The sequence below is a fragment of the Thiomonas sp. DCM-2 genome (genome assembly GCF_056820905.1).
The window spans coordinates 590,589-610,972 of sequence record NZ_CM165962.1 but is presented as its reverse complement, the minus strand read 5'-3'; the positions used below and the strand labels follow the sequence as shown (position 1 = coordinate 610,972).

Below are 20,384 nucleotides of genomic sequence, written 5' to 3'. Positions count from 1 at the left end.
ACCCGTTATCGCCACTCCACGTGTCGATGCCGCTTGAACTGCCGCGTCACCTGCAGCCCCTCGAGCAGGAGCTTGAGCGCGGTGAAGTCGATCTCGGCGCTGCGCTGCCCGCCCCAGTCGCGCACAAAGCGGCCGGCCTCCAGCCGTTTGCTCCACACGCACCAGCCGCTGCGATCGAAGTACAGCACCTTGATCTGGTCAGCCCGACGGTTCGCGAACACGAACAGATGCCCGCCCAGCGGGTCGACCTCAAAGCCCTGGCGCGCCAGCGCGTACAGCCCGTCGTAGGACTTGCGCATGTCGGCAGGCTGCCCATACAAGAAGACCCGGATGCGCCCCTCAGGAAAGAACATCAGCGGCGCACCAGATGCAGGCTCATGCCGCCGCCCAGGTCCAGCCGCAACTCCATGGGCGCATGCATGCCGCCGGTACCGACTTCGCCCAACTCGATGAACCCCGCGGCACGCTGCTCCATACGCCCAGTCTTGGCCGTCACGGGCGCAGCCTTCACCTTGCCCGACAGCCGCTCACGCCAGCGCCGATAGCTGCTCACACACACTCGCTCCTGCCGACAAAAGCTCTTGAGCGTCAGCCCCGAGGCCGGGAAACGCTCAATCACGTCGCGCCAGCACGCCTCGTCCAGGTGCCGCCGCCGCTTGACCTCGGCCACCTCTGCCGCGTCGTTCTCCATCTCGAATGTCTCCTCATCCCTGCGATGGGAAACATTCTTCGTGGGATCCGAAACGAACGAAAGAACGCCGCTGGCTTACCGGTTACACATCCGCCGCAGGGGTCTCGGCGCGAATTGATGTCAACATTTACCCCTGTCCTGCGGGAATAGATGTTGACATTTTGGGCGCCCTGGTACGAATAGATGTTGACATTTTGGACGCTCCGGCGGGAATAGATGTCAACATTTTCGCCCCTGACGACCGCGTGCGCGCACCGCGCCCGGTGTCCGGATTCCTCGACTTTTGCCGCGCGGATGATGCGGATTTCCGACACCGGACGATCCGACCCCCGCGCTCCGAATGCCCTCCGGCGAAGCCGTTTTCCGGCCGCCCCGATCTTCTGGCGATCCCGTTTTCCGGCCCAACCTGGTCGGAGGATTCTCCGCCGGTCTCCCTTCACCCCGGCTGCCGTGCAGCCGGGCGTCGCCATCGCTGGCTTCGTCGCCATTACCGGAGGACGGTTCTGCTTCACGCAGAATTCCTCGTCGCAAAGCACGCTGAGCGTCCGCCGCCGAAGCGCACCACCTTCCTCCGCACGGGAGCCTGGGGGCCGTGTCAGTGCCAACCCGGGTGATCCGGTGACCCGGTTGCGCATGTGGTCCATCCGCGCAACGGGGTGGCGGCAAGAAGCGGGGGATGCTGCGCGCAAGATTCAAATCGGTTGCACCGGAGGACGGTCGAGACAAATCCCCTTTTGCGCATCCACCATGTCGCAACCCGTCTCAAGCCCTCAGGGCGGCACCTTGAACGGCACCCCCTGAAGAATTCGCCCGGGAAACCCGAACGCGGTGCTCACGGCCTTCAACCAGGAGCTTGAGCACCTGCGGAAGACACGGCGGGGATCAACCCGGCCGTCCTGCGCGCGGTGACAAAACAGCGCGCCGGAGGGTCGGCACGCGCGTGGAGCCGTTCAGCCAGGTGCAGCAGGTGCGTCGTGCATTCTGAGAGACTCGGAACGAGACCGTGGCAACCTCTGCGATCCGGTTGCACCCTCCCAACGGCGGGACGCCGAGCACGGGATGTCCGCATCCACGCTGGGCCGTATGGACACCAGGGCGGACGATCAAGGGGGCATTGACCGCACGACCTGGTGCGGTTGTACGAGGAGAAAGCATCGGCAACGGGCGCGAAGCGCTCGCCACCCAGGTGAGGGCCAACGCGCGCAGTGGGACGGCAATGCCGGTGTGACCGAAGCGGACGGGAATGTTTCATTTCGCCCGGTTGCCTTGATTTCGACCGGCTTTATTGTTCGCGGATGATTTCGCCCGGTTGATTTCGGCCGGGGGGTTTATCGTTCATTGTTGTCCGCAGGCAGGCGCTGCTCGACCAGTGCCAGGAGTGTGGCGGCTGGGATACCCAGGCCTTTGGCGATTCGCAGAATCAATGCCAGGGAGGGCTGGCGCTCTCCGCGTTCGAGTTTGCCGTAGTACGACCGGTCGATGTTGGCGCGCAGGGCGAACTGGTCTTGTGGAATGGACCGGCGCACGCGCTCGGCGCGGATGACGGCGCCGAAGGCGGCAGCGGCCGTGGGCTCGAAGGAGCTGGCACGGCGCGCTGGGGACTGAATCTTGGGAACCGTGGGGGGTGGATTGGGCATGGGCGAAGCATGCCCACTGGGTCAACCTATTGACCACGGTTTATATGCCTCTATGATGTGGGCCTGCTTGTCTCTCCCACCACGACTGTTCTCGCCCGCTCGCCATGTCTGATTCCCGCCCGTTCTCTGATCCCCCTGCTGCGACCACGCCAGACACTGCGGTCGACCGGCGCCTGTTGCTCGCGGCGGTCAAGAGTGGCCCGCCAGAGGCCTGCTTGCCCTGCTGTCTCCCGGATGGGTTGCTGAACTTGCTGGCGCGGGATCTGGACTGGTTGCTGAGTGCGGAGGGGTTTGCATCGGAGGACAGCAAGCCGCTGGTGGCGCCGATGGCGATGATCTTTCGTCTCCTTGCGGCGCAACACCATGGGGAGCCGTTTGATGTCCCGGAGGAGGCGCTGGTGCCGTTGTTCGAGGATTTGCGCGCGGAGGTGGCGCTGGAGGGGTTCCGGCGCCGAACGGGTGCGCCTATCCGGCCTGCGACAGTCGAGACGATCTTTCTGACGCGTCGGGATTGGGGGGATGTGTAGAGTACGCCAAGGTGGGCAAAAGTCCCTTGTGCGGCTGGAAAGGAACGCCCCCGTGGGGTTGACGCACGAATTCGGCAATGATTGTTTCTGTCGTAGATGAAGTGGGCGGCTTGATCTGATTGTGGGCAGGGGAATGCGGTATTCCAGCCGAGGATCGAGCAGGGCGATGTCCCGAACTCTGTTGAACGGATAGTGTGAAGGTGGCGGCTCCTTTCACCCGCATGCGAGCATGCGGGTGCCTCGCAAGCAAAGAAAGGAGCCACCAAGATGAAGTCTCGCACGAAGTCCAAGGCGCGCGCATGCGCGCAGCCCCAAGTTCAGATCTCGATGCCATTACAAGGCGTTTTGCAGGACGTGCAGCAAGCGTTTTACGGGCTGTGCATCGAAGCCGGTCGGCGGGTTCTGGACGTGATGATGGAAGCCGACCGAGAGGCGTTGTGCGGTCCCAAGGGCGTGCCCGATGCCCAGCGTCGCGCCGTGCGCGGCGGGCACACCAGCAGCCGCGTGGTGCTGGGCGGGCAGCGCATCGACATTCGCCGGCCAAGGGCACGCGCCCTCGATGGCGGGGAACTTCCCCTGCCCACGTTTGCCTGGGCGGCAGGGGCCGACCCGCTCAATGCGGCCACGCTGTCGGCGGTGGCCGCTGGGGTGTCCACGCGGCGCTACGCCAGCACGCTGGGTCCGCTGCCACCCAAGGTGCGCCGCTCGTGTGCGTCCAAGAGCGCCGTGTCGCGCCGCTTCAAAGAACTCAGCCAGCAGCAGCTTGACGCCTGGCTGAACCGGCGGCTCGACACCTTGGATCTGCCCGTCATCATGATTGATGGCATCCACTTTGCCGATCGCGTGGTCCTCATCGCCTTGGGGGTCGATGCGCGCGCGGGCAAGCATGTCCTGGGGATTCGCGAGGGCTCCAGCGAAGCCGCCCGCGTCGTGGCCGCCTTGTTGTCCGATCTCATCGACCGCGGCCTCGATGCCCAGCGCCCACGGCTGTGGGTGGTCGACGGCGGCAAGGCGCTGCGCCGCGCCATCACGCAAACCTTCGGCGCCGCAGCCCTCATCCAGCGCTGCCAGGAGCACAAGCGTCGCAACGTCCTCGATCACCTGCCCAAGACCCTGCACGCCAGCGTCAACCGCGCGCTGCGCGATGCCTATGCGGCCAGCGACGCCGACCTGGCTCGGCGCCAGCTGCAACGTCTGGCCAGCTCTCTGGCCTCCAGGCACCCCGGGGCTGCCACCAGCTTGCGCGAGGGCCTGGAGGACACACTGACCTTGCAGACCCTGGGGATCACCGGCGCGCTGTACCGCACCCTGCGCACGACCAACCCGATCGAGAACCTCAACGGACTGGTCGCCAGCTACACCCGAAACGTCAAGCGCTGGAGCGACGGGGCCATGGTGCTGCGCTGGGTTGCCAGCGCCTTGAACGACGCCGCTCCTCGCATGCGCCGATTGCGCGGCTGCGACCAGATGACGACCTTGTTGCACGCCCTCGCACAGCGCTCACCTGCTGACACCACACAGGGCGTTCAGCGCGTCGCGTAGCATCCCAATCCGGAGCCGTCACTCACCACCGTTCAACAGCGAACGGGACATCGCCATCGAGCAGCCGCAGCTCGGCCAGTGCCGACATTGGGGTGGCGCATGGCAACGGCCGTAATGCTCCACGTTGCGGACGTCGGCAGCGGCCGGCAGGTCAGCGTCTGGTTCCTGCGATGACGAAATTGCGTTATCGACCCTGACCCGTCGTTCGTATCGCCGGGGTTCCAATGACTGGTTCCGGGGTCGAGCAGCCATACAGCATGTCTATCCGCCGACAGCATATCGGCCTGATCTGGCATTGGGGCAAGCTCGCGCCATGTCAGCACTGACCAGCTTACAAATCTATCGGCATTTTTCCCACCTCAATCGTCAAATGCGACAAATCCCGGAAGCCTTGCAGCTTGTGACGATAGTAGAGCGCATCCCGACGGGGGTCATTGCATTTCACCGCCACGATCGCTCCAAGGTGCCCAGGTCCAAGGCGCCAGAGATGCAAGTCGGCCAATTCATCGCCCGCTTCCTGCACGACCTTACGGATGGACTGGCTCAGCGCGGCATCCGGATTGACGTCCAGCAGAATGGCGCCGGTATCCCGGATCAAACCGAAGGACCAGTTCGCAATCACCACCGCGCCGACGATACCCATCACGGGATCCATGAAGTTCAGGCCGAAGAACTTGCCCGCTGCCAGCCCCACAATGGCCAGCACGGAAACTGCGGCGTCCGCAGCCACATGCACGAAAGCGGCGCGCATATTGTGATCCCGGTGATGGTCTGCATGACCATGGTCATGGCCCTCAGGCTCTGCAAAGTGCAGGGTTCGAGATTCCACCGTTGCCCCGATGTTCAGATGCAACCGTGCTTCAAAGGCATGCGGCTCCGGAATGGCATCGACCGATTCCCAGTACCCGCCCTGGTCTTGAAACTGAAACGTTTGGCGTTGCCCGGAAGGACGAATCGTCTCCATCCACATGTGCGACGCCAGCAGGCTTGTGGGTGGGCCTGATTGATCTTGCCAACGCAAGCGAAACCTCGGCGGAACCCGATCCTCATGAATCTCGACCCGCACGCGACCTGCGGCAGTGTCGACGAACTGGGCATCGTCCGCGGCTCCCGCGCCATGGTCATGTCCATGACTGTGCTCATCGCCACTGAGCAGCCAGGCACTGAGGATGTTGACGAACAGGCCGAGAAAGGCAATGGCGATGGCCGCATTGAAATCGATCGCCACCGGATGGATGAAGCGGGTAATCGCCTCATAGCCGATCAATAAAGCGATCATGGCCAAGATGATGGCGCTGGAGAAACCTGCCAGATCCCCCACCTTGCCGGTGCCAAAGCTGAATCGGGCGTCATGGGCATGTTGGCGTGCGTAGTGGTAGGCCATGGCGGCAATCAGCATGGCTGCAGCATGGGTGCTCATGTGCAGGCCATCGGCGACCAACGCCAGCGAGCCAAAGTGAACCCCACCAGCGATCTCGATGACCATCACCACGGTGCACAGGGCGACGACGGCCCAGGTCTTGCGAGCATTGCGGTCATGGCCTTGACCGAGAAACACATGCTCATGCTCAAGGGTCAACGGGGTCGCGGACATGGATGCGCTCACTTGAAGTATCTGTGCACGATGTCGATCAACTGGGCTGCAGCCTCGGCCGACTCGTCCTGTTGGCCCTTGAGTGGAGCAATCAGATGGGTCTGGATGTGATCTTCGACGACCTCGGACAGTAAGCCGTTCATCGCACCACGGCAAGCGGCGATGACATGCATGACTTGCTCACAGCCCGCATCACTGTCCAGAGCACGCTCGATGGCATCGACTTGCCCGCGAATGCGGCGCACGCGGTTGAGAAGTTTGGTTTTTGCTCGGATGGTGTGACTCATGGCAACAGTATAGGGGGATAGGGTGTTATTGCAATTCCGCTGGATTGCATCGAACAGGGACACGGTCAGGTGATCGTGAGATGGATCGGCATTAGACGGGGAGGTATTTTCCAATCCTGAGAGCATCCCAGGCCCCTGTCGGCGCTGCCGTTCACCTTGTAGCGCAAGATCGTTTCTCCGCGAACGCCGGGCGCCGACAGGGGCTTGGGATGCTCTCAGGAGATCACCATGAACACCCCCGAATCGGATCGTCAGAGCACAACCGCCCCATGGAACAAGGGCAAAGTCGTCGGACAGAAGGCCCCGCTGAAACTGAAGGACATCTGGGCCATCCGGGTCCGTCTGCAAATGGAGCACCGCACGCGCGAGCTGGCCTTGTTTGGCGGCCGACAATTATCTTGAGCGCCCAGCGACAATTATCGTGAGCGCCGCTCAAGATAGTTGACGCCGGACACCTTGTTCAATCTGGGCTTGGACAGCAAGCTCCGCGGCTGTGATCTGGTCGCCCTGTGCGTGCGCGATGTCTGCCATGGTGATGCCGTGGCCAGTCGGGCGATCGTGATCCAGCACAAGACTGGCAACCCTGTTCAGTTCGAGATCACCGCGGCCACGCGCGAAGCCGTCGGAGCTTGGATCAAAATGGCTGGCCTGCGGGGCGACGACTCCCTCTTCCCAAGCCGCATGCGCGCATCCCCGCACCTCGGCACTCGGCAATACGCTCGCATCGTTCACGGCTGGGTCGAGGAAATGGGCCTTGATGGTCACGCCTATGGCACGCACTCGATGCGGCGGACCAAGCCGACGCTGATCTATCGCAAGACCAAGAATCTTCGCGCTGTTCAATTGCTGCTTGGTCACACCAAGCTTGAAAGCACGGTCCGCTACCTGGGGATCGAGGTAGAAGATGCACTCGACATCGCCGAGCAGATGGAGATTTGACGGCAGTGCCACCCGGCTCCGGTGAAGGCCGGAGTCGGCCAGAAGCTGACGGTCATTGGCGACCGCTATAGACGCGACCATCGAGAGAGTCCTGCGGATTCGCGCAGATGCCACCCGCAGACCAGCTTGCGGAGTCTCCGGTCGTCCCCCCGAGCCGAGCATGTCAGCAACTTCGCTCAATCTGGCGAGTGTGCGGGCCACAATCCAGCATTGCTTTAGCTGTGATCGCCAGACCTTGACGGTCGGAGATATCCTCTGCCGAGGAACTGGCGAAGATGCAGGTGCCTTCCCATGAACGATGACCTGTGCCGAATCTCCAGGTCACGCAGCAGAAAGGTCAGACAAGGACATGAAGTCTCAGGACGATAGCGCGGGCAAGGTCGCACCCGAAACCGCGGAGCAAGCGCCCAGCCCTCGCGAACTGATGCGGGCACGGCACCCTGACCTGTTCTCGGACTCTGTTGTCCAATCACGTCCCGTATTGGCACGTCCGGTATTCGATCACCACCTTGACACGCTAACCGCGCGTAAGGAGGAATATCAGTTCGAGCACTTCTGCCGGCTGATCGCCGAGAAAGAGATCTGCCCGAACCTACGGATTCAAACCGGCCCCACTGGCGGCGGCGACAGCAAGGTCGACTCGGAAAACTATCCTGTCGCGAAAGAGATTTCCGATCGTTGGTGGTTCGGAGAACCGGCGGGCGGGTCGGAGCGCTGGGCGTTCGCATTCAGTGCCAAGAAGAAGTGGAAGCCCAAGATTGAGGCCGACGTGGAAAACGTTCTCTCAACGAAGCGCGACTACAAGCGGATCTACTTCTTCACGAACCAGCTGGTCAGCGACAAGCTGCGAGCCGGCACCGAAGACGCGCTGACCAAGACGGCAGGAATCCCGGTCCACATCATGGACAGGAATTGGCTCACTGACCGCGTATACAGGAATGGCCATCTGGACCTCGCCATATCGGTGCTCCAAATCGAGGATGCATCCCATCAAGGCAGCGTGCGGCTCGGGCCCGAAGACACCCGGCGCAAAGCGGACCTAGAGGAGCTCGATGCGCAGATCTCAGACCCGAGTCGCTACGCGGGCGCACGGTACCAACTGATCGAAGACTGTGTCCGTGCAGCCAAACTTGCGCGCGGCCTGGATAGGCCGCGTGTCGAGATCGAGGGTCGCTTCGCCATGGCCGACCGCATTGCGCGCGAGCTGGCGATTCCCACCCAACTGCTGCGCGTCGCCTATCAGCGCGCTTGGACCGCCCATTGGTGGTTTGAGGATTTCAGCGAGTTCCTGACCCACTACGACGAAGTCGAGCGGCATGCGACAAGTTCCGCCGAGGCGGAAGATCAAGAGCGCCTCCTCAATCTAAACCAGTTGCTGATAACCCTGGAGCGTCGAAACCTCGTACCGGCTGATCGAAGCCGCGCCGGTGACCGACGCCAAGCGCTTGTCGCCCACCTGAAGACGCTGGAGGCCGATCAGGCCCGGCCCAACAACGCCTTGTTCGCGCGAATGCTGAGGACGTTCGTGAGCTTGACCGACGCGATGTACGAAGGTCGCCGGCAGGGGCTCTCGGCGGCCTGGGCAGATCTGAAGGAGATCGCTGAGACCTCCAAGCCCCTAGGTCAGTTCCCATTCGAATCGCTGTCCGGGATGATCCACGAGATGAGTGAGCTGTTCGATACGCCGGAGTTCGACAGCCTCTATGAGCTGGTCGTGGATGTGCAGCGACAGCGTGTGAGCGATGGCGAGGCTGGTGAGTCGTTCAGGTCACGCGGGCGGCAGAAGTTGCGAAATGCAAAGCCCTACGAAGCCATCCGGTGGCTGGGGCGGGCCGAAGAGCTGTTCGTCAAGGAAGAGTATCAGCGCCAGCTGATCCTCACACTGCTGGATTGCAGCTACGCCTACGAGAGCGCTGGGCTGCTATGGGCCGCGCGCAATAAGCTTGTCGTAGCGATCGAGCGCGCCTTCCTGGCGCGCGCCGAACTCAACGACGGCAAGCTGCTGCTGGTGACCAACGTGCCCGACCTCGCGCCCCCCGAGGTCCTGCGCCGCTACAAGAGCCTGGCCGACATCGAGCGTGGCTTCAAGATCCTCAAATCCGAGATCGAGATCGCCCCGGTGTTCCACCGGCTTCCCGAGCGCATCCGCGCCCATGCCCTGATCTGCTTCATCGCCCTGGTCTTGTACCGGGTCATGCGCATGCGCCTCAAGGACGCCGACTCCAAGCTCTCCCCCGAACGCGCGCTGGAGCACCTGCGTCGCATCCAGTACCACCAGGTCCATCTCGGCGGCGAGCGCCGCGACGGCACGTCCACGCTCAGCGACACCGACCACGCCATCTTCCAAGGACTCAAACTCACGAAGCCCGTCGTCGACGACCAACTTGCCCTCCTGTAGGGGCACGTTTCGTTGCTCGCCCCAACAATATCGCGGACTTACGAGTGCAACTGTCGAACTCCGGGGCGCCAGATGAGCATGCGCGGGCTGGCCGCAGCGCAGGGCGAGTGGAATCTGGTGACCATGGCCTGGAACATCAAGCGCATGCATGTGCTGCATGCGGCGGGGTGAACAGGCAGAGGTTCATGCGTCGATCCATGCCCCCGTCAGCGCCTTCAGGAACTGCCCAGCAGCCCTGCGGGACCACACAAGCGGTCGCCAGGTCGACGCCATGCCCGGAACCGCAAAAAATTGCGGCCGGCCTTCCTGATGACCGCCGATCGGACCCAAGTCCGACAGACTCCTATTGATCTTTACTTAATTAATGACACTACCAGAGCGTAGCCTGCATCCAGCATGCGGCAATGATCGAGGGGCGTTTCTGAGCGCTCTTGAGCTTGTTGCGCGCGGTCGTGTGCAGCTCGCTCAGGTCGGCGGGGCAGTAGTTGGCCAATGCGTGTCGCTTCAGCCAGGCCCACAGGTACTCCACCGGGTTCAGGTCCGGCGCGTAGGGCGGCAGGAACGCGATCTGGATGTACCCATCCAGGCTGTCGAGGTATTCGCGCACGAGCCGACTGCGATGCGCCTTGAGACCATCCCAGATCACCAGCAGCGGCTGCTTCAGATGGGCCTTGAGCGCTTTGAGGAATTCGACGATCTCCTCCTTCTTGATGCTGCCCTCGTGCAGCCGAAACAGACAGTTGGTGCGCGTCAAGCCGGCGATCACCGAGACGTGGTTCCAGTTGAAGTGGAACTGGATGATGGGTGTGTGCCCCCTGGGCGCCCAAGTGCGCACCCGGGTCGGGCGCTCGCTGATGCCCGATTCGTCCACGAAGACGATCAGGCGACCTTCTCGCTGGGCTTTTTTTTAAGCGCCGGCCAGGTGCTGCGCTTCCAACTGCGCACAGCCTCTTCGTCTCGCTCGATGGCGCGCTTCTCGGGCTTTTGCGGGCTAAAGCCCAGTGCGCCCAGAATGCGCCAGACATGCACTTCGCTGAAGGATACGCCGTACAGACGCTCGATGAGCAGACGCACCCGCTTGAGCGTCCATCACTCGGTTCCAAATCCGTGCTCGGTGGGCCGCTGCAACAGCGCGCGGCGCAACCCCTCCAGTTGCTGCGCATCCAGTTGCGCCGGGCGTCCTGGCGACATGGCGCGCAGCGCATCGATGCCGCCTTCATCGAGCCGGGCCTTCCAGGTGTACACGGTCTGGCGCGCCACCCCAACCGCCGCTGCTGCCTGTGCGGGCGTCTTGCCTGCCAGCAGCAATCGACCAGCTCGCACCCGTTTGCGTGTTGCCTCGTCCATCTTCTTTCTCATGCAACCAACCTCCAATCACGCTGATGATCGGATAACGTTTGAGTATGCTATTGGTTGTCATGTTTTATGTAAATCTCAATAGAAAAGCCGAGCCACTTCTGTCACGGATCATGGTGCGATCCCGCAGCACATTGATAACACGCTCAATCAAGATGCCGGTGTCCGTGGCGTACTCCATCCGAGTGGGTATGGACATGGTCATGGACTGTGGGGCTGGCGGGCACCGCCTGTTCAATCCCACCCCATTTCCAAATGGCAACTGACACCAGCCATCCGGTGACAAACAGTCCCACAACGAAGTAGCCAATATCTCCGAAGTCTAGGGCCGTGATCGCTTGCGAGACCGGTCCTTGCCAGCCTACGAGCGGAATCAGCACCTGCAGCAATTCGATACCTCCTAAAAGCAACGCAACCAAGACCGAGAGACTGGTGGTGGTGATGTTGTAAAAAATCTTGCGCACAGGATTGATGAAGGCCCAACCGTAGGCTTTGACCATGAGTACACCGTCTGTCGTGTCCATCGCACTCATGCCCGCTGTGAAGAGAATGGGCAGCGACAACACAGCCAGCATGGGAAAATTGCCCGTTGCAGCCCCAGCAGTCAGCGCCAGAAGGCCGACTTCGGAAGCGGTATCGAATCCCAGTCCGAACAGAAATCCGACCGGATACATCTGCCAGCTATGGCGCACGAACTTCTGGACCCGCCCCCCAAACACACGGTTGAGTAGTCCACGCTGAGCAAGTAGTTGATCGATGTGATCGTGATTGTGGTGATGTGACTTCCTCTCGCGCCAGATCTTCAGCATGCCCATCAAGACTGCGAGATTGAGCAAGCCAACAAACAGCAAAAAAGCGCCGGAGACCAAGGTACCGAAGATGTTGCCGAAACTCTCTAGGCTAGGGAGAAAATGTTTGACAAGACCAGCCGAAATTGCCGTGAAGACAGCAAGCAAGAACACGATGGTCGAATGACCCAGCGAGAAGAAGAAACCGACTCCCAAGGGCTTCTTGCCTTGTTGCATCAGGAGACGAACGGTGTCATCCACTGCCGCAATGTGGTCTGCATCGAATGCGTGTCGCAAGCCAAACAAATAGGCCACAAGTCCCAATCCAATCATGGCTGGATGATCGGCTGAGTAATACAGATATAAACCCCAACCCAGTACGTGAAGACCGAGAATGACTCCGTAGTAACCAGATAGTTGCCACAAATCAGCACGGTCAAATTTCCCCAAACAGTCGCGAGGCTGAGATGATTTCAGATATGCGGCGGTTTCAGTATTCATGACTGTAGTCCTCGAAGAATCAAAACTCCAAGTGCAGGCGCGCACCCAGAACCGTGGCTGCAGGGTGTACGCCCGCTGGGTGCCAGATGCGTTGCGCATCGGGCTGCAGGTAGACGCCAGCGGCAAGTTTGTAGGCGTAGGTCGCTTCCAGCACGGTTTCCGGATGCGGCTGACCGGCCAGGTTGGCCCGGGCTAGGCCGATGCTGAAACTGTCGTCGTCGCGCCCGGCCAAGGGGCGCTGCACGCGCAGCCCCAGGCCTAGGTAATACGGCAGCGCATTGACCCGGCCGTTGCTGGCGGCGAGTTGGACGAAAGCGCCGTAGCGCGGGCCGTTGGCCACGTCCCAACGCGTCTCGCCGATGCCGTAGACCCCGCCGGTGGAAGGGCCGAGCAGCGGGTCGTTCTGCCGCATATGCCAGACGCCGAGCTTGAACACCTGCCACGGCTGGCCGTCGGCCAGGGTGCCGATGCTCTTGCTGGCTTCCGCCAGCGCCAGCGCGCCAGCGTGCAGCACGCCGCTGAACTCGGGTGGATTGGCCTGCCAGACGCCGGCCTGCAGCGCATAGCCGTCGCCCAGCGTCACGCCCCCCATCAGGCCCAGGCCCGGGTTGGGAAAAGTGGCGATGTCGGCATTGCTGGTCAGCGTGGGCACGGGGCCGAACGAGGCGTTTTGCAGCTGCGCGGCCAGCCCGACGCTGGCGAAGTAGTAGTTGACGTCCATGATGCCGGCACGATAGAACGCGGGGCTGACGTCTTGCCGATAGGTGAATTGATAGACGCGCAAAAAATTGCTCGCCCAATCGTTGCTGGTGGTTTGCAGCGCGCCGGTTTGCGCGGGCAGATTGCCGTCAATGCGCAAACCCATCAGGCTGAATTCGAACAGCCCGCCGCGCCACAGCCCGGCCTGAGTCGTGTCCAATTGGCCGCCCAGCTGCAACAGCGCGTCGCTGGCAACCAGTCGGCGCAGTCCGCCAGCGGCCACGTCAACCACTTCGGAGTCGAGATGGCCGGAAAATGACAAGCCGTTTTCCAGGGTTTTGAACGGCGGCAGCGTGGGGGCGTTGTACGGCGCGATCTGGAATTCGCCGGGATTGTCGGCAGCATTGGGCACGGCAGGCGTTGCGGTTTGCGCGCGGGCCAGCGGCAGCAAAGCAGCCAGTGCAACGCCAGTCAGGGTGAAGGATGCAGTTTTTTTTGGGGTCTAAATTAATGAACATAACTCATCTCAAAATTCATCGCCATCCACACGACGCGTATCCTTGAATGAACGCCAACCGCTGATCATCGAACTGACGATAGATTGGCGTGACATAATGTCTTCACGAACAGCTACGTAGATATGCACCAAGATAAAAGTAATCAGATACCACATAGCGAGGTGATGCGCGGTACGCACAGCCTGTGGTTGTCCAAATAAGGGTGTAATCCAGGAAGAAAACCAGTCATACTGCCAAGAGCCTGGAAGTGTTCCCTCACCGAATAGTGCAAGGCCCGTCAGTATGATGAAAATGGAACCCCATACAAACATGACATGCATCGTCAAGACGGCAAGCGGATTGTGCCCCGAATATTTTTTGGGTTCCCGAGCAAGGAACAGATACCACTTGATCTCGTGCCACACGCCGCCCCAATATTCGCCACGGAAGATGGGAGGAAGAAAGATTTCGCGTGCATGTGAATTGCCCACGAAGGCCCAGTAGATACGAGTCAGGAAACCGATGATGAAAATGTATGCTGCGGTGAAATGGACGAAGCGGATATACCCCATCAAGAAATGGTCATATGGTTGACCAGGCTGGCTAGGTAGCGGGTGGCCAATGAAAAAACCGGTCACACATAGAGTGATGATGGCGAAAAACTGAACCCAGTGCCACAACCGGATCGGGGCTTCATAGACATAGACCGCTGGCTCGACATGGTTTTGTTGCATTGATCGTGCGCTCATACTTGTCTCCTGTTTGTCAGATCTGCGGAACCGGGCAGCGCTGCCGAGCTCCGCGTTGCGTCAGCGCACCGTCACCTGGGTGAGTTCGCCGCCATCTTCACCCATCACATGGGTGGAACATGCGAGGCAGGGATCAAAGCTGTGCAGAGTGCGCAGAATTTCGACTGGCTCGTCAGGTCGCTCCATCTTGGTGTTCATCAGGCTTGCTTCAAAAGCGCCGATGTTTCCGGCCGGATCCCGCGGCGAACCATTCCAGGTGGTCGGCACCACCGCCTGATAGTTCTCTACTCTTCCGTCCTTGATGCGGATCCAGTGGCCCAGCGCACCACGCGGCGCCGCCACCGTGGCGACGCCCTTTGCTTCCTTGGGCCATGTGCTCGGATCCCACTTCTCCATGTTCGCCGTCGAGCTGTCGCCAGCCTTGATGTTGGCGATCAGGTCGTTCCAGTCGTCCACCATCATGTCGGCGCAATACTCAGCCTCAAGAGCCCGAGCTAGAGTGCGGCCGATGGTGGTCTGCAGCACCGTCTTAGGGTCGACATTGGTGCCGGCGAGTTGGTTGAAGAAAGCCACGCTGCGATCCACCTGCTCCCGCTGGTGCGGGAGGTTCTTGGCATAGGCGATGGTGTAGCGGGACAGTGGCCCGACCTCCACCGCATGACCCTTCCAGCGCGGCGCCTTGATCCACGAGTACTTGGCGGACTCGTCAATCTCCTGGATGTTGGTCTTGCTTCCCTTGGTGTTGGGGCCAAGCTCAAACTTGGGCTCGGTCACGCCGTCCCAGGGGTGCAGACCCTTGTTCTCCTGACCCGGATAGGTATACCAGGAATGGCTCACAAACTCCTGCACTTGCTCAGGGTCTCGCGGATCGACCTCGAACACCTCGTTCCAGTTGCCGTTGAGAATGACACCACCCGGCATCTGGTCAGTCGACTTGTCGCCCATCACCTTAGCGTAGTCGCCATAGTCCATCACGCTTTTAGCGCCAAGGCCACCGCCATAGAGCCAGTCCTTGTAGAAGCTAGCGATGGCAATGACATCGGGAACGTAGACGTTTCGGCAGAAATCCACCATCTCCTGGATGCGTTCGCGCACGAAATTCAGCCGCTCCATGTTCAACGGAGCGCCGGCGGCCATGTCGCCATCCATATTGATGGCGCATGGCACACCTCCTACGAGGTAGTTGGGGTGCGGGTTCTTGCCACCAAAGATAGTGTGGACCTTCACGAATTCGCGCTGCATGTCCAGCGCTTCAAGATAATGGGTGACGCCCATAAGGTCTGCCTCGGGCGACAGCTTGTAGGCCGGATTGCTCCAGTAGCCGTTCTTGAACGGACCGAGCTGTCCCGAATCTACAAATTTCTTGATGCGTGACTGCACGTCGCGAAAGTAACCTGGGCTGGACTGCGGGTGATTAGGTGACACCGTCTGCTGAAGTGTCGACGTGGCTTTAGGGTCTGCTTTCAACGCGTTGATCGGGTTGACCCAATCCAAGGCGTGCAGGTGATAGAAGTGCACCACGTGATCGTGGACCTGTAGGGTCTTGGCCATCATCTCGCGAATGAGATAGGCATTCTTCGGGATGCGGATGTTCAGCGCATCCTCAACCGCACGCACCGAGGCCAAAGCATGACATCCTGTGCACACCCCGCAGATGCGTTCGACAAAGGCCCACACGTCGCGCGGATCCCGTCCCTTGACAATGACCTCGAGTCCCCGCCACATGGTGCCAGTTGACACTGCATTACGGATGATGTTGTCCTTATCGACATTGACTTCGCAGCGCATATGGCCTTCGATCCGTGTTACCGGATCGACCACCACACGCCGCCCCGCGGTATCTAGCGTGAAGCCGTTGGGCGTGGTCAGAATACTCATTCATTGCCTCCAGTGTGTTGGATTTCGTTCTTCGTCTTCGGTTGATCGTTGCTGCGCAGACGTTTGACCGCGCTGGCCACCGCATGCACCCCGACAGCTGCGCCGACTACCCCGGCGGTAACTGCACCTATCTCATCCGCGTTTGCTTCGACTCCGAACGGCTTGATGTCAGTGAGGTGGGCGTACCATGAACCCTTGTCCCAGAAACCGTCCTCTGAACAGCCAATGCAGCCATGGCCCGACTGGATGGGGAAGGACACGCCATCGTTCCACCGCGTGGTCGAGCAAGCGTTGTACGTGGTCGGCCCCTTGCAGCCGACCTTGTAGAGGCAATAGCCCTTGCGCGCGTTCTCGTCGTCAAAGGATTCGACGAACTGACCAGCGTCGAAATGGGGTCGGCGATAGCACTTGTCGTGAATGCGCTGGCTGTAGAACATCTTTGGGCGGCCCTGACGATCAAGCTCTGGCAAACGATCAAAAGTAAGCATGTAGGTGATGACCGCCGTCATTACCTCGGCAATAGGCGGACAGCCAGGCACTTTAATGAGCGGTTTGTCAGTGATAACCTTGTGCACTGGTGTAGCCCGAGTCGGGTTTGGCTTCGCAGCCTGCACACAGCCCCAGGATGCGCAAGACCCCCACGAAATGATGGCCTTGGCGTTGCTTGCCGCGTAACGCAGCTTCTCCACGAAAGGCTGGCCTGCAATGATGCAGTACATGCCTTCCTCATTAAGAGGCGGATTACCTTCCACGGCGAGGATGTACTGGCCTTTGTACTTGTTGACCACCTCTTCCACGATGGCTTCGGCCTGGTGACCAGCGGCGGCCATCAGAGTGTCGTCGTAGTCCAGCGAAATCATCGACAGGATGACGTCTTTGGCAAGCGGGTGGCCCGAACGGATGAATGACTCCGAACAACAGGTGCACTCGAGCCCGTGGAGCCAGAGCACCGGCAGGCGGGGTTTGTTCTCCATCGCGTAGGCGATCTCCGTGGCGTAGTGCGGCCCCAGGCCCAGGGCAGCCGCCGTCAGACTGCAGTACTTGAGAAAACTGCGGCGCGAAATGCCCTGGCGTCGCATCACTTCATAGAATGTTTCCGTCACCGGCATGGTCTGCCTCCTCGTTGCTTTTGGCGTCACTAAAAATTAAGTGCACTGCCTCTGAAGCAAACGATGTGCCAATCTTTTTTTAGCGATAAATCAATATGTTATTACTGTAATCCGCCGATTTTCATGGTTTTCCCTAGGTTCCCGCACAACCAGGATCGAGTGCCTGGTGGTAAGTCGCTAACCACTTGTATTGCATACGCAGCGCCAACTTTGTACAGCTAGCGAACCTGTCTTGACGTCATTCCTGCCCCCGTGGGGGTTGCGTTCGGGGCTGCAGCTGGGCAGATTGAAGACCTCGATCAGCATGGGCAAGGCCAAGCAGCCTTACAAGTTCGGCGTGAAGGTGGGCTGTTGATTTCCACGTAAATCTGACCCCTTTGAGCTGATTTTTTTCATCCAAATCTGACCCCTTGAGTAAGGTCTCCTGCTTGTCTTTTGAGCAGGAGGGATCAAGGAGTGATCAACGTGGGAACACTGGCAAAGATCCGCAGGTGACCTTGCCCCTGGAATTCGTATCCCATAGCTGACTCATGCACTGTCTTGCCTTGGTTTGTTGGCGAGCCAGTTTTCTTCGAACCGCATCGGGCTGACATAGGCCAGGGTTGAGTGCAGCCGGGTGCGGTTGTACCAGAGCATCCAGGCGACGGCTTCGTCCATCGCTTGGCGACGTGTCTTGAAGCGCTGCCCATGCAACCGCTCCACCTTGAGCGAACCGAATAACGTCTCGCTGCAAGCGTTGTCCCAGCAGTTGCCTTTGCGGCTCATTGAACTCGTGATCCCATACTCGGCCAGCACGTCGCGGAAGTCCTTGGCAGCGTACTGGCTACCGCGGTCGCTGTGGAAGATGAGCCCGGCTTTCTTGCTCGGATGGCGCTTGAACCAAGCCATGCGCAGGGCGTCAATGACGATGTCGCGCGTCATGTCGGCGCGCAGGCTCCAGCCGATCACCTGGCGGCTGAACAAATCAATGACCACGGCCAGAAACAGCCACCCTTCGTCGGTGGCGATGTAGGTGATGTCACCTGCCCAGACCTTGTCGGGCTCGGCCACGGTGAACTGCCGGTCAAGCAGGTTGGGGGCAATCGGGAAGTCATGATTGCTGTCGGTGGTGACCTTGAAGCGCCGCTTGCCACGGGCGCGGATGCCATGCCGTTGCATGAGCTTCTGGACACGCTCCTTGCCCACGCGGATGCCCCTGGCCAGCAGTTCCTTCCAGGTGCGCGGCCAGCCGTAGCTCCCACGGGTCTCGGCGTGGATGGCCTTGATATGCACCAGCAGCGCATCGTCGCTGAGATGGCGTTGCTGGGCCGTGCTGGCGGCCCGCACGACGTGCGCGTGGTAGCCAGCCACGCTGACCTCCAGCACCCGGCACTGCACCGAGATCGGCCACACGCGCCGGTGGCGCTGGATGAAGGCGTACTTCACGTCGCTGCCTTTGCGAAGTACGCCGTCGCTTTTCCCAGGATGTCGCGCTCCATCTTCACACGCGCCAATTCGGCCCGCAGCCGACTGATCTCCATCTGCTCGGCGCTGACGACCTTGCTGTCAGCCCCCTTGAGCTTGCCGTGCCGCTGGGCTTTGACCCAGTTGAACAGTGTCTGATCCACCACGCCCAGTGTGCGGGCTGCCGCAGCGATGCTCTGGCCGCCCTCGACCAGCCGCACAGCCTCTTGCTTGAACTCGAGCGTGTACCGCGCCCGCCTTGTCGTCTTCGTCATTTCCGCTCTCCTTGCTTGGATTGAATCACTCAGCAAGGGATACGTTTTTCACGGGCAAGGTCAAGGATGCACCTGCGCGATGACCTTCCAATCAAAGAGATCGAGCGGCGCACGGGCCTGGCCAGAAACACCATCAAGGTGTGGCTGCGCAAGGGCGAGATGGTCCAGCCCAAGTACCCCCAGCGGGTGGTGGTGAGCAAGCTCGACGGCTTCACCGAGACGCTGGCCACCTGGCTCAAGGCCGACCAGCACCGCGGCAAACGCGATCGCCGCACCGTCAAGGCCATGTTCGAGGCACTGGCCGAGCAGGGCTATGTCGGCGGCCATGGCCGGGTCGCCGCCTTTGCCAGGCGCTGGTGAGAGGAGCAGTTGGCTCAGAATTACTTCGCGCGAAGTGGCTCATTTTTACTTTGCGCGCAACTGTCAACGCCCCGCCAGCCGCGCCAAATGGTCTCGGTTTGCGCCAACGGTCGTTACCCCACCACTTTGGCATGACGATGCCGCTGCGGGCGGAGAGTCCATCCCATTGCCTTGCTTACGCATCTTTTCACTGGAATTCATCTTTTCGTTTTGAGTCACCCATCGAAAGAATACTTTGCATCGAGGCATAGAAAGTTCTGGCAAACGTTCTTCCGTTTCTAAACAAATCATGGGCTTGGCTCGGTCGCATGGAACTGGCATCGGATTTGCTGAATACATTCAAAATGATCCGAATCCAAGCAGGGATCCGATCCTTTGCTGCGGAGCAACAACACAAGGAGGCCCGTCACATGTTGGACACACCGTCCGTGCTCATCCTCGGTATCGGCAACCTGCTTTGGGCCGACGAAGGATTCGGTGTACGCACTGTCGAAGCGCTACACCGCTCGCATGCTTTCCCCAGCAACGTGCGCCTGATGGACGGCGGCACCCTGGGGCTTTATCTCATTCAGCATGTGCAGCAGGCTGATGTGCTGCTGGTGTTCGACGCAGTGGACTATGGACTGGAGCCGGGCACGCTGCACTGTGTAGTCGGCGCGGATGTGCCGCGTTTCATGGGTGCCAAGAAGATGAGCCTGCATCAGACCGGATTTCAGGAAGTGCTGATGACCGCCGAACTGCTCGGTGGCATGCCCCGCCATCTCGCATTGGTAGGGGTACAGCCATACATTCTGGAAGACTTTGGCGGAAGCCTGACGGCGCCGGTACGCGCCCAGATCGAGCCAGCCATTGCCGCTGGTCTGCGTTGGCTAGAGGGCCTGGGCGTTGCCGCCACTCGACGCTACGTCGCACTGGGTGACGACGAACGCCTCTCCCCGCCCGCGCTGGAGTTGTACCCTTACGAACATGGCCGCCCTGCCTCAGAAACGGCACCCCGGCAAGGTGACCCACGGGTGCTGGCCGATCCGGCGTTACGCTTCGATCCCAAGCCATTGCACGACGGCTGGCAACGCCTGAGCGTCAACGTCGACAGCAGACGCCCTTCCCTCTGACC

Annotated in this window: 15 protein-coding genes and 3 pseudogenes; 6 read left to right on the top strand and 12 right to left on the bottom strand. The window is 60.7% G+C overall.

All coding sequences use genetic code 11. The annotated features are described in order from the left end of the window. Positions 1 to 5: 5 nt before the first annotated feature. The 3 genes from tnpB to AC1ZQA_RS03065 all read right to left on the bottom strand — a co-directional run bounded on the left by tnpB (position 6) and on the right by AC1ZQA_RS03065 (position 2,328). Positions 6 to 353 (bottom strand): IS66 family insertion sequence element accessory protein TnpB, encoded by a 348-nt coding sequence (tnpB, locus tag AC1ZQA_RS03075; RefSeq protein ID WP_482676862.1) that lies wholly within the window; start codon positions 351 to 353, stop codon positions 6 to 8. Next, complete coding sequence (gene tnpA / locus AC1ZQA_RS03070; protein ID WP_482676863.1) at positions 353 to 691, bottom strand: IS66 family insertion sequence element accessory protein TnpA; 339 nt, start codon at positions 689 to 691, stop codon at positions 353 to 355. Before tnpA ends, tnpB begins: the two co-directional genes overlap by 1 nt. A gap of 1,328 nt (positions 692 to 2,019) precedes the next feature. Beyond that, positions 2,020 to 2,328, bottom strand: a complete 309-nt coding sequence (locus AC1ZQA_RS03065) for a helix-turn-helix domain-containing protein (RefSeq protein WP_482678369.1) — start codon at positions 2,326 to 2,328, stop codon at positions 2,020 to 2,022. 104 nt (positions 2,329 to 2,432) lie between these two features. Between AC1ZQA_RS03065 and AC1ZQA_RS03060 the strand changes: the two genes are divergently transcribed. Both AC1ZQA_RS03060 and AC1ZQA_RS03055 read left to right on the top strand, forming a co-directional pair. Further along, complete coding sequence (locus AC1ZQA_RS03060; protein ID WP_482678368.1) at positions 2,433 to 2,855, top strand: hypothetical protein; 423 nt, start codon at positions 2,433 to 2,435, stop codon at positions 2,853 to 2,855. Between the two features lie 267 nt (positions 2,856 to 3,122). Continuing rightward, the gene (locus AC1ZQA_RS03055) at positions 3,123 to 4,397 is read left to right on the top strand and encodes an IS256 family transposase (RefSeq protein ID WP_482678367.1); all 1,275 of its coding nucleotides are present in this window, start codon (positions 3,123 to 3,125) and stop codon (positions 4,395 to 4,397) included. A gap of 331 nt (positions 4,398 to 4,728) precedes the next feature. On the opposite strand, the gene dmeF is transcribed toward AC1ZQA_RS03055, so the two are convergent. Together dmeF and AC1ZQA_RS03045 are read right to left on the bottom strand one after the other, a co-directional pair. Then, a complete protein-coding gene (gene dmeF, locus AC1ZQA_RS03050) occupies positions 4,729 to 5,991 on the bottom strand; it encodes a CDF family Co(II)/Ni(II) efflux transporter DmeF (RefSeq protein WP_482678366.1) in 1,263 nt (420 codons plus the stop codon). A gap of 8 nt (positions 5,992 to 5,999) precedes the next feature. Continuing rightward, on the bottom strand, positions 6,000 to 6,278 hold the full coding sequence (locus AC1ZQA_RS03045; RefSeq protein WP_482678365.1) for a metal/formaldehyde-sensitive transcriptional repressor: 279 nt from the start codon (positions 6,276 to 6,278) through the stop codon (positions 6,000 to 6,002). A 228-nt stretch (positions 6,279 to 6,506) separates the two neighbouring features. Between AC1ZQA_RS03045 and AC1ZQA_RS03040 the strand changes: the two are divergent. Further along, a pseudogene (locus AC1ZQA_RS03040) lies at positions 6,507 to 7,217 on the top strand (tyrosine-type recombinase/integrase). A gap of 1,954 nt (positions 7,218 to 9,171) precedes the next feature. Beyond that, positions 9,172 to 9,615, top strand: a pseudogene (locus tag AC1ZQA_RS03035) (IS1634 family transposase); the annotation flags it as partial. A 370-nt stretch (positions 9,616 to 9,985) separates the two neighbouring features. On the opposite strand, the pseudogene AC1ZQA_RS03030 reads toward AC1ZQA_RS03035, so the two are convergent. From AC1ZQA_RS03030 to AC1ZQA_RS03000, 7 genes and pseudogenes are all read right to left on the bottom strand, one after another. Beyond that, positions 9,986 to 10,974: pseudogene (locus tag AC1ZQA_RS03030) on the bottom strand (IS630 family transposase). Positions 10,975 to 11,117: 143 nt separating this feature from the next. After that, a complete protein-coding gene (locus AC1ZQA_RS03025; protein ID WP_482678364.1) occupies positions 11,118 to 12,260 on the bottom strand; it encodes a HoxN/HupN/NixA family nickel/cobalt transporter in 1,143 nt (380 codons plus the stop codon). A 19-nt stretch (positions 12,261 to 12,279) separates the two neighbouring features. Continuing rightward, entirely contained in the window at positions 12,280 to 13,371 is a 1,092-nt protein-coding gene (locus AC1ZQA_RS03020; RefSeq protein WP_482678363.1) for a carbohydrate porin, read from the bottom strand. A 114-nt stretch (positions 13,372 to 13,485) separates the two neighbouring features. Further along, entirely contained in the window at positions 13,486 to 14,205 is a 720-nt protein-coding gene (cybH, locus tag AC1ZQA_RS03015) for a Ni/Fe-hydrogenase, b-type cytochrome subunit (RefSeq protein ID WP_482678362.1), read from the bottom strand. Positions 14,206 to 14,265: 60 nt separating this feature from the next. After that, positions 14,266 to 16,083, bottom strand: coding sequence for a nickel-dependent hydrogenase large subunit (locus AC1ZQA_RS03010; protein WP_482678361.1), 1,818 nt, complete (start codon positions 16,081 to 16,083; stop codon positions 14,266 to 14,268). Further along, positions 16,080 to 17,192: a hydrogenase small subunit gene (locus AC1ZQA_RS03005; protein WP_482678360.1), complete on the bottom strand. Its 1,113-nt coding sequence runs from the start codon at positions 17,190 to 17,192 to the stop codon at positions 16,080 to 16,082. The genes AC1ZQA_RS03010 and AC1ZQA_RS03005 overlap by 4 nt, the downstream gene beginning before the upstream one ends. 528 nt (positions 17,193 to 17,720) lie before the next feature. Further along, a protein-coding gene (locus tag AC1ZQA_RS03000; protein WP_482678359.1) for an IS3 family transposase occupies positions 17,721 to 18,910 on the bottom strand; the annotation gives its coding sequence in 2 pieces (ribosomal slippage) (positions 17,721 to 18,652 and positions 18,652 to 18,910; 1,191 coding nt in all). A 66-nt stretch (positions 18,911 to 18,976) separates the two neighbouring features. Between AC1ZQA_RS03000 and AC1ZQA_RS02995 the strand changes: the two genes are divergently transcribed. Then, a complete protein-coding gene (locus tag AC1ZQA_RS02995) occupies positions 18,977 to 19,270 on the top strand; it encodes a hypothetical protein (RefSeq protein ID WP_482678358.1) in 294 nt (97 codons plus the stop codon). A gap of 410 nt (positions 19,271 to 19,680) precedes the next feature. Further along, the gene (locus tag AC1ZQA_RS02990) at positions 19,681 to 20,382 is read left to right on the top strand and encodes a HyaD/HybD family hydrogenase maturation endopeptidase (RefSeq protein ID WP_482678357.1); all 702 of its coding nucleotides are present in this window, start codon (positions 19,681 to 19,683) and stop codon (positions 20,380 to 20,382) included. Positions 20,383 to 20,384 lie beyond the last annotated feature (2 nt).

Bases quoted from the DNA above. Each gene is read 5' to 3' on its own strand.
- AC1ZQA_RS03065 (WP_482678369.1), bottom strand. From the start codon at position 2,328: ATGCCCAATCCACCCCCCACGGTTCCCAAGATTCAGTCCCCAGCGCGC.
- AC1ZQA_RS03025 (WP_482678364.1), bottom strand. From the start codon at position 12,260: ATGAATACTGAAACCGCCGCATATCTGAAATCATCTCAGCCTCGCGAC.
- AC1ZQA_RS02990 (WP_482678357.1), top strand. From the start codon at position 19,681: ATGTTGGACACACCGTCCGTGCTCATCCTCGGTATCGGCAACCTGCTT.
- dmeF (WP_482678366.1), bottom strand. From the start codon at position 5,991: ATGTCCGCGACCCCGTTGACCCTTGAGCATGAGCATGTGTTTCTCGGT.
- AC1ZQA_RS02995 (WP_482678358.1), top strand. From the start codon at position 18,977: ATGCACCTGCGCGATGACCTTCCAATCAAAGAGATCGAGCGGCGCACG.
- tnpA (WP_482676863.1), bottom strand. From the start codon at position 691: ATGGAGAACGACGCGGCAGAGGTGGCCGAGGTCAAGCGGCGGCGGCAC.
- AC1ZQA_RS03005 (WP_482678360.1), bottom strand. From the start codon at position 17,192: ATGCCGGTGACGGAAACATTCTATGAAGTGATGCGACGCCAGGGCATT.
- AC1ZQA_RS03045 (WP_482678365.1), bottom strand. From the start codon at position 6,278: ATGAGTCACACCATCCGAGCAAAAACCAAACTTCTCAACCGCGTGCGC.
- AC1ZQA_RS03060 (WP_482678368.1), top strand. From the start codon at position 2,433: ATGTCTGATTCCCGCCCGTTCTCTGATCCCCCTGCTGCGACCACGCCA.
- cybH (WP_482678362.1), bottom strand. From the start codon at position 14,205: ATGAGCGCACGATCAATGCAACAAAACCATGTCGAGCCAGCGGTCTAT.
- AC1ZQA_RS03055 (WP_482678367.1), top strand. From the start codon at position 3,123: ATGAAGTCTCGCACGAAGTCCAAGGCGCGCGCATGCGCGCAGCCCCAA.
- AC1ZQA_RS03010 (WP_482678361.1), bottom strand. From the start codon at position 16,083: ATGAGTATTCTGACCACGCCCAACGGCTTCACGCTAGATACCGCGGGG.
- tnpB (WP_482676862.1), bottom strand. From the start codon at position 353: ATGTTCTTTCCTGAGGGGCGCATCCGGGTCTTCTTGTATGGGCAGCCT.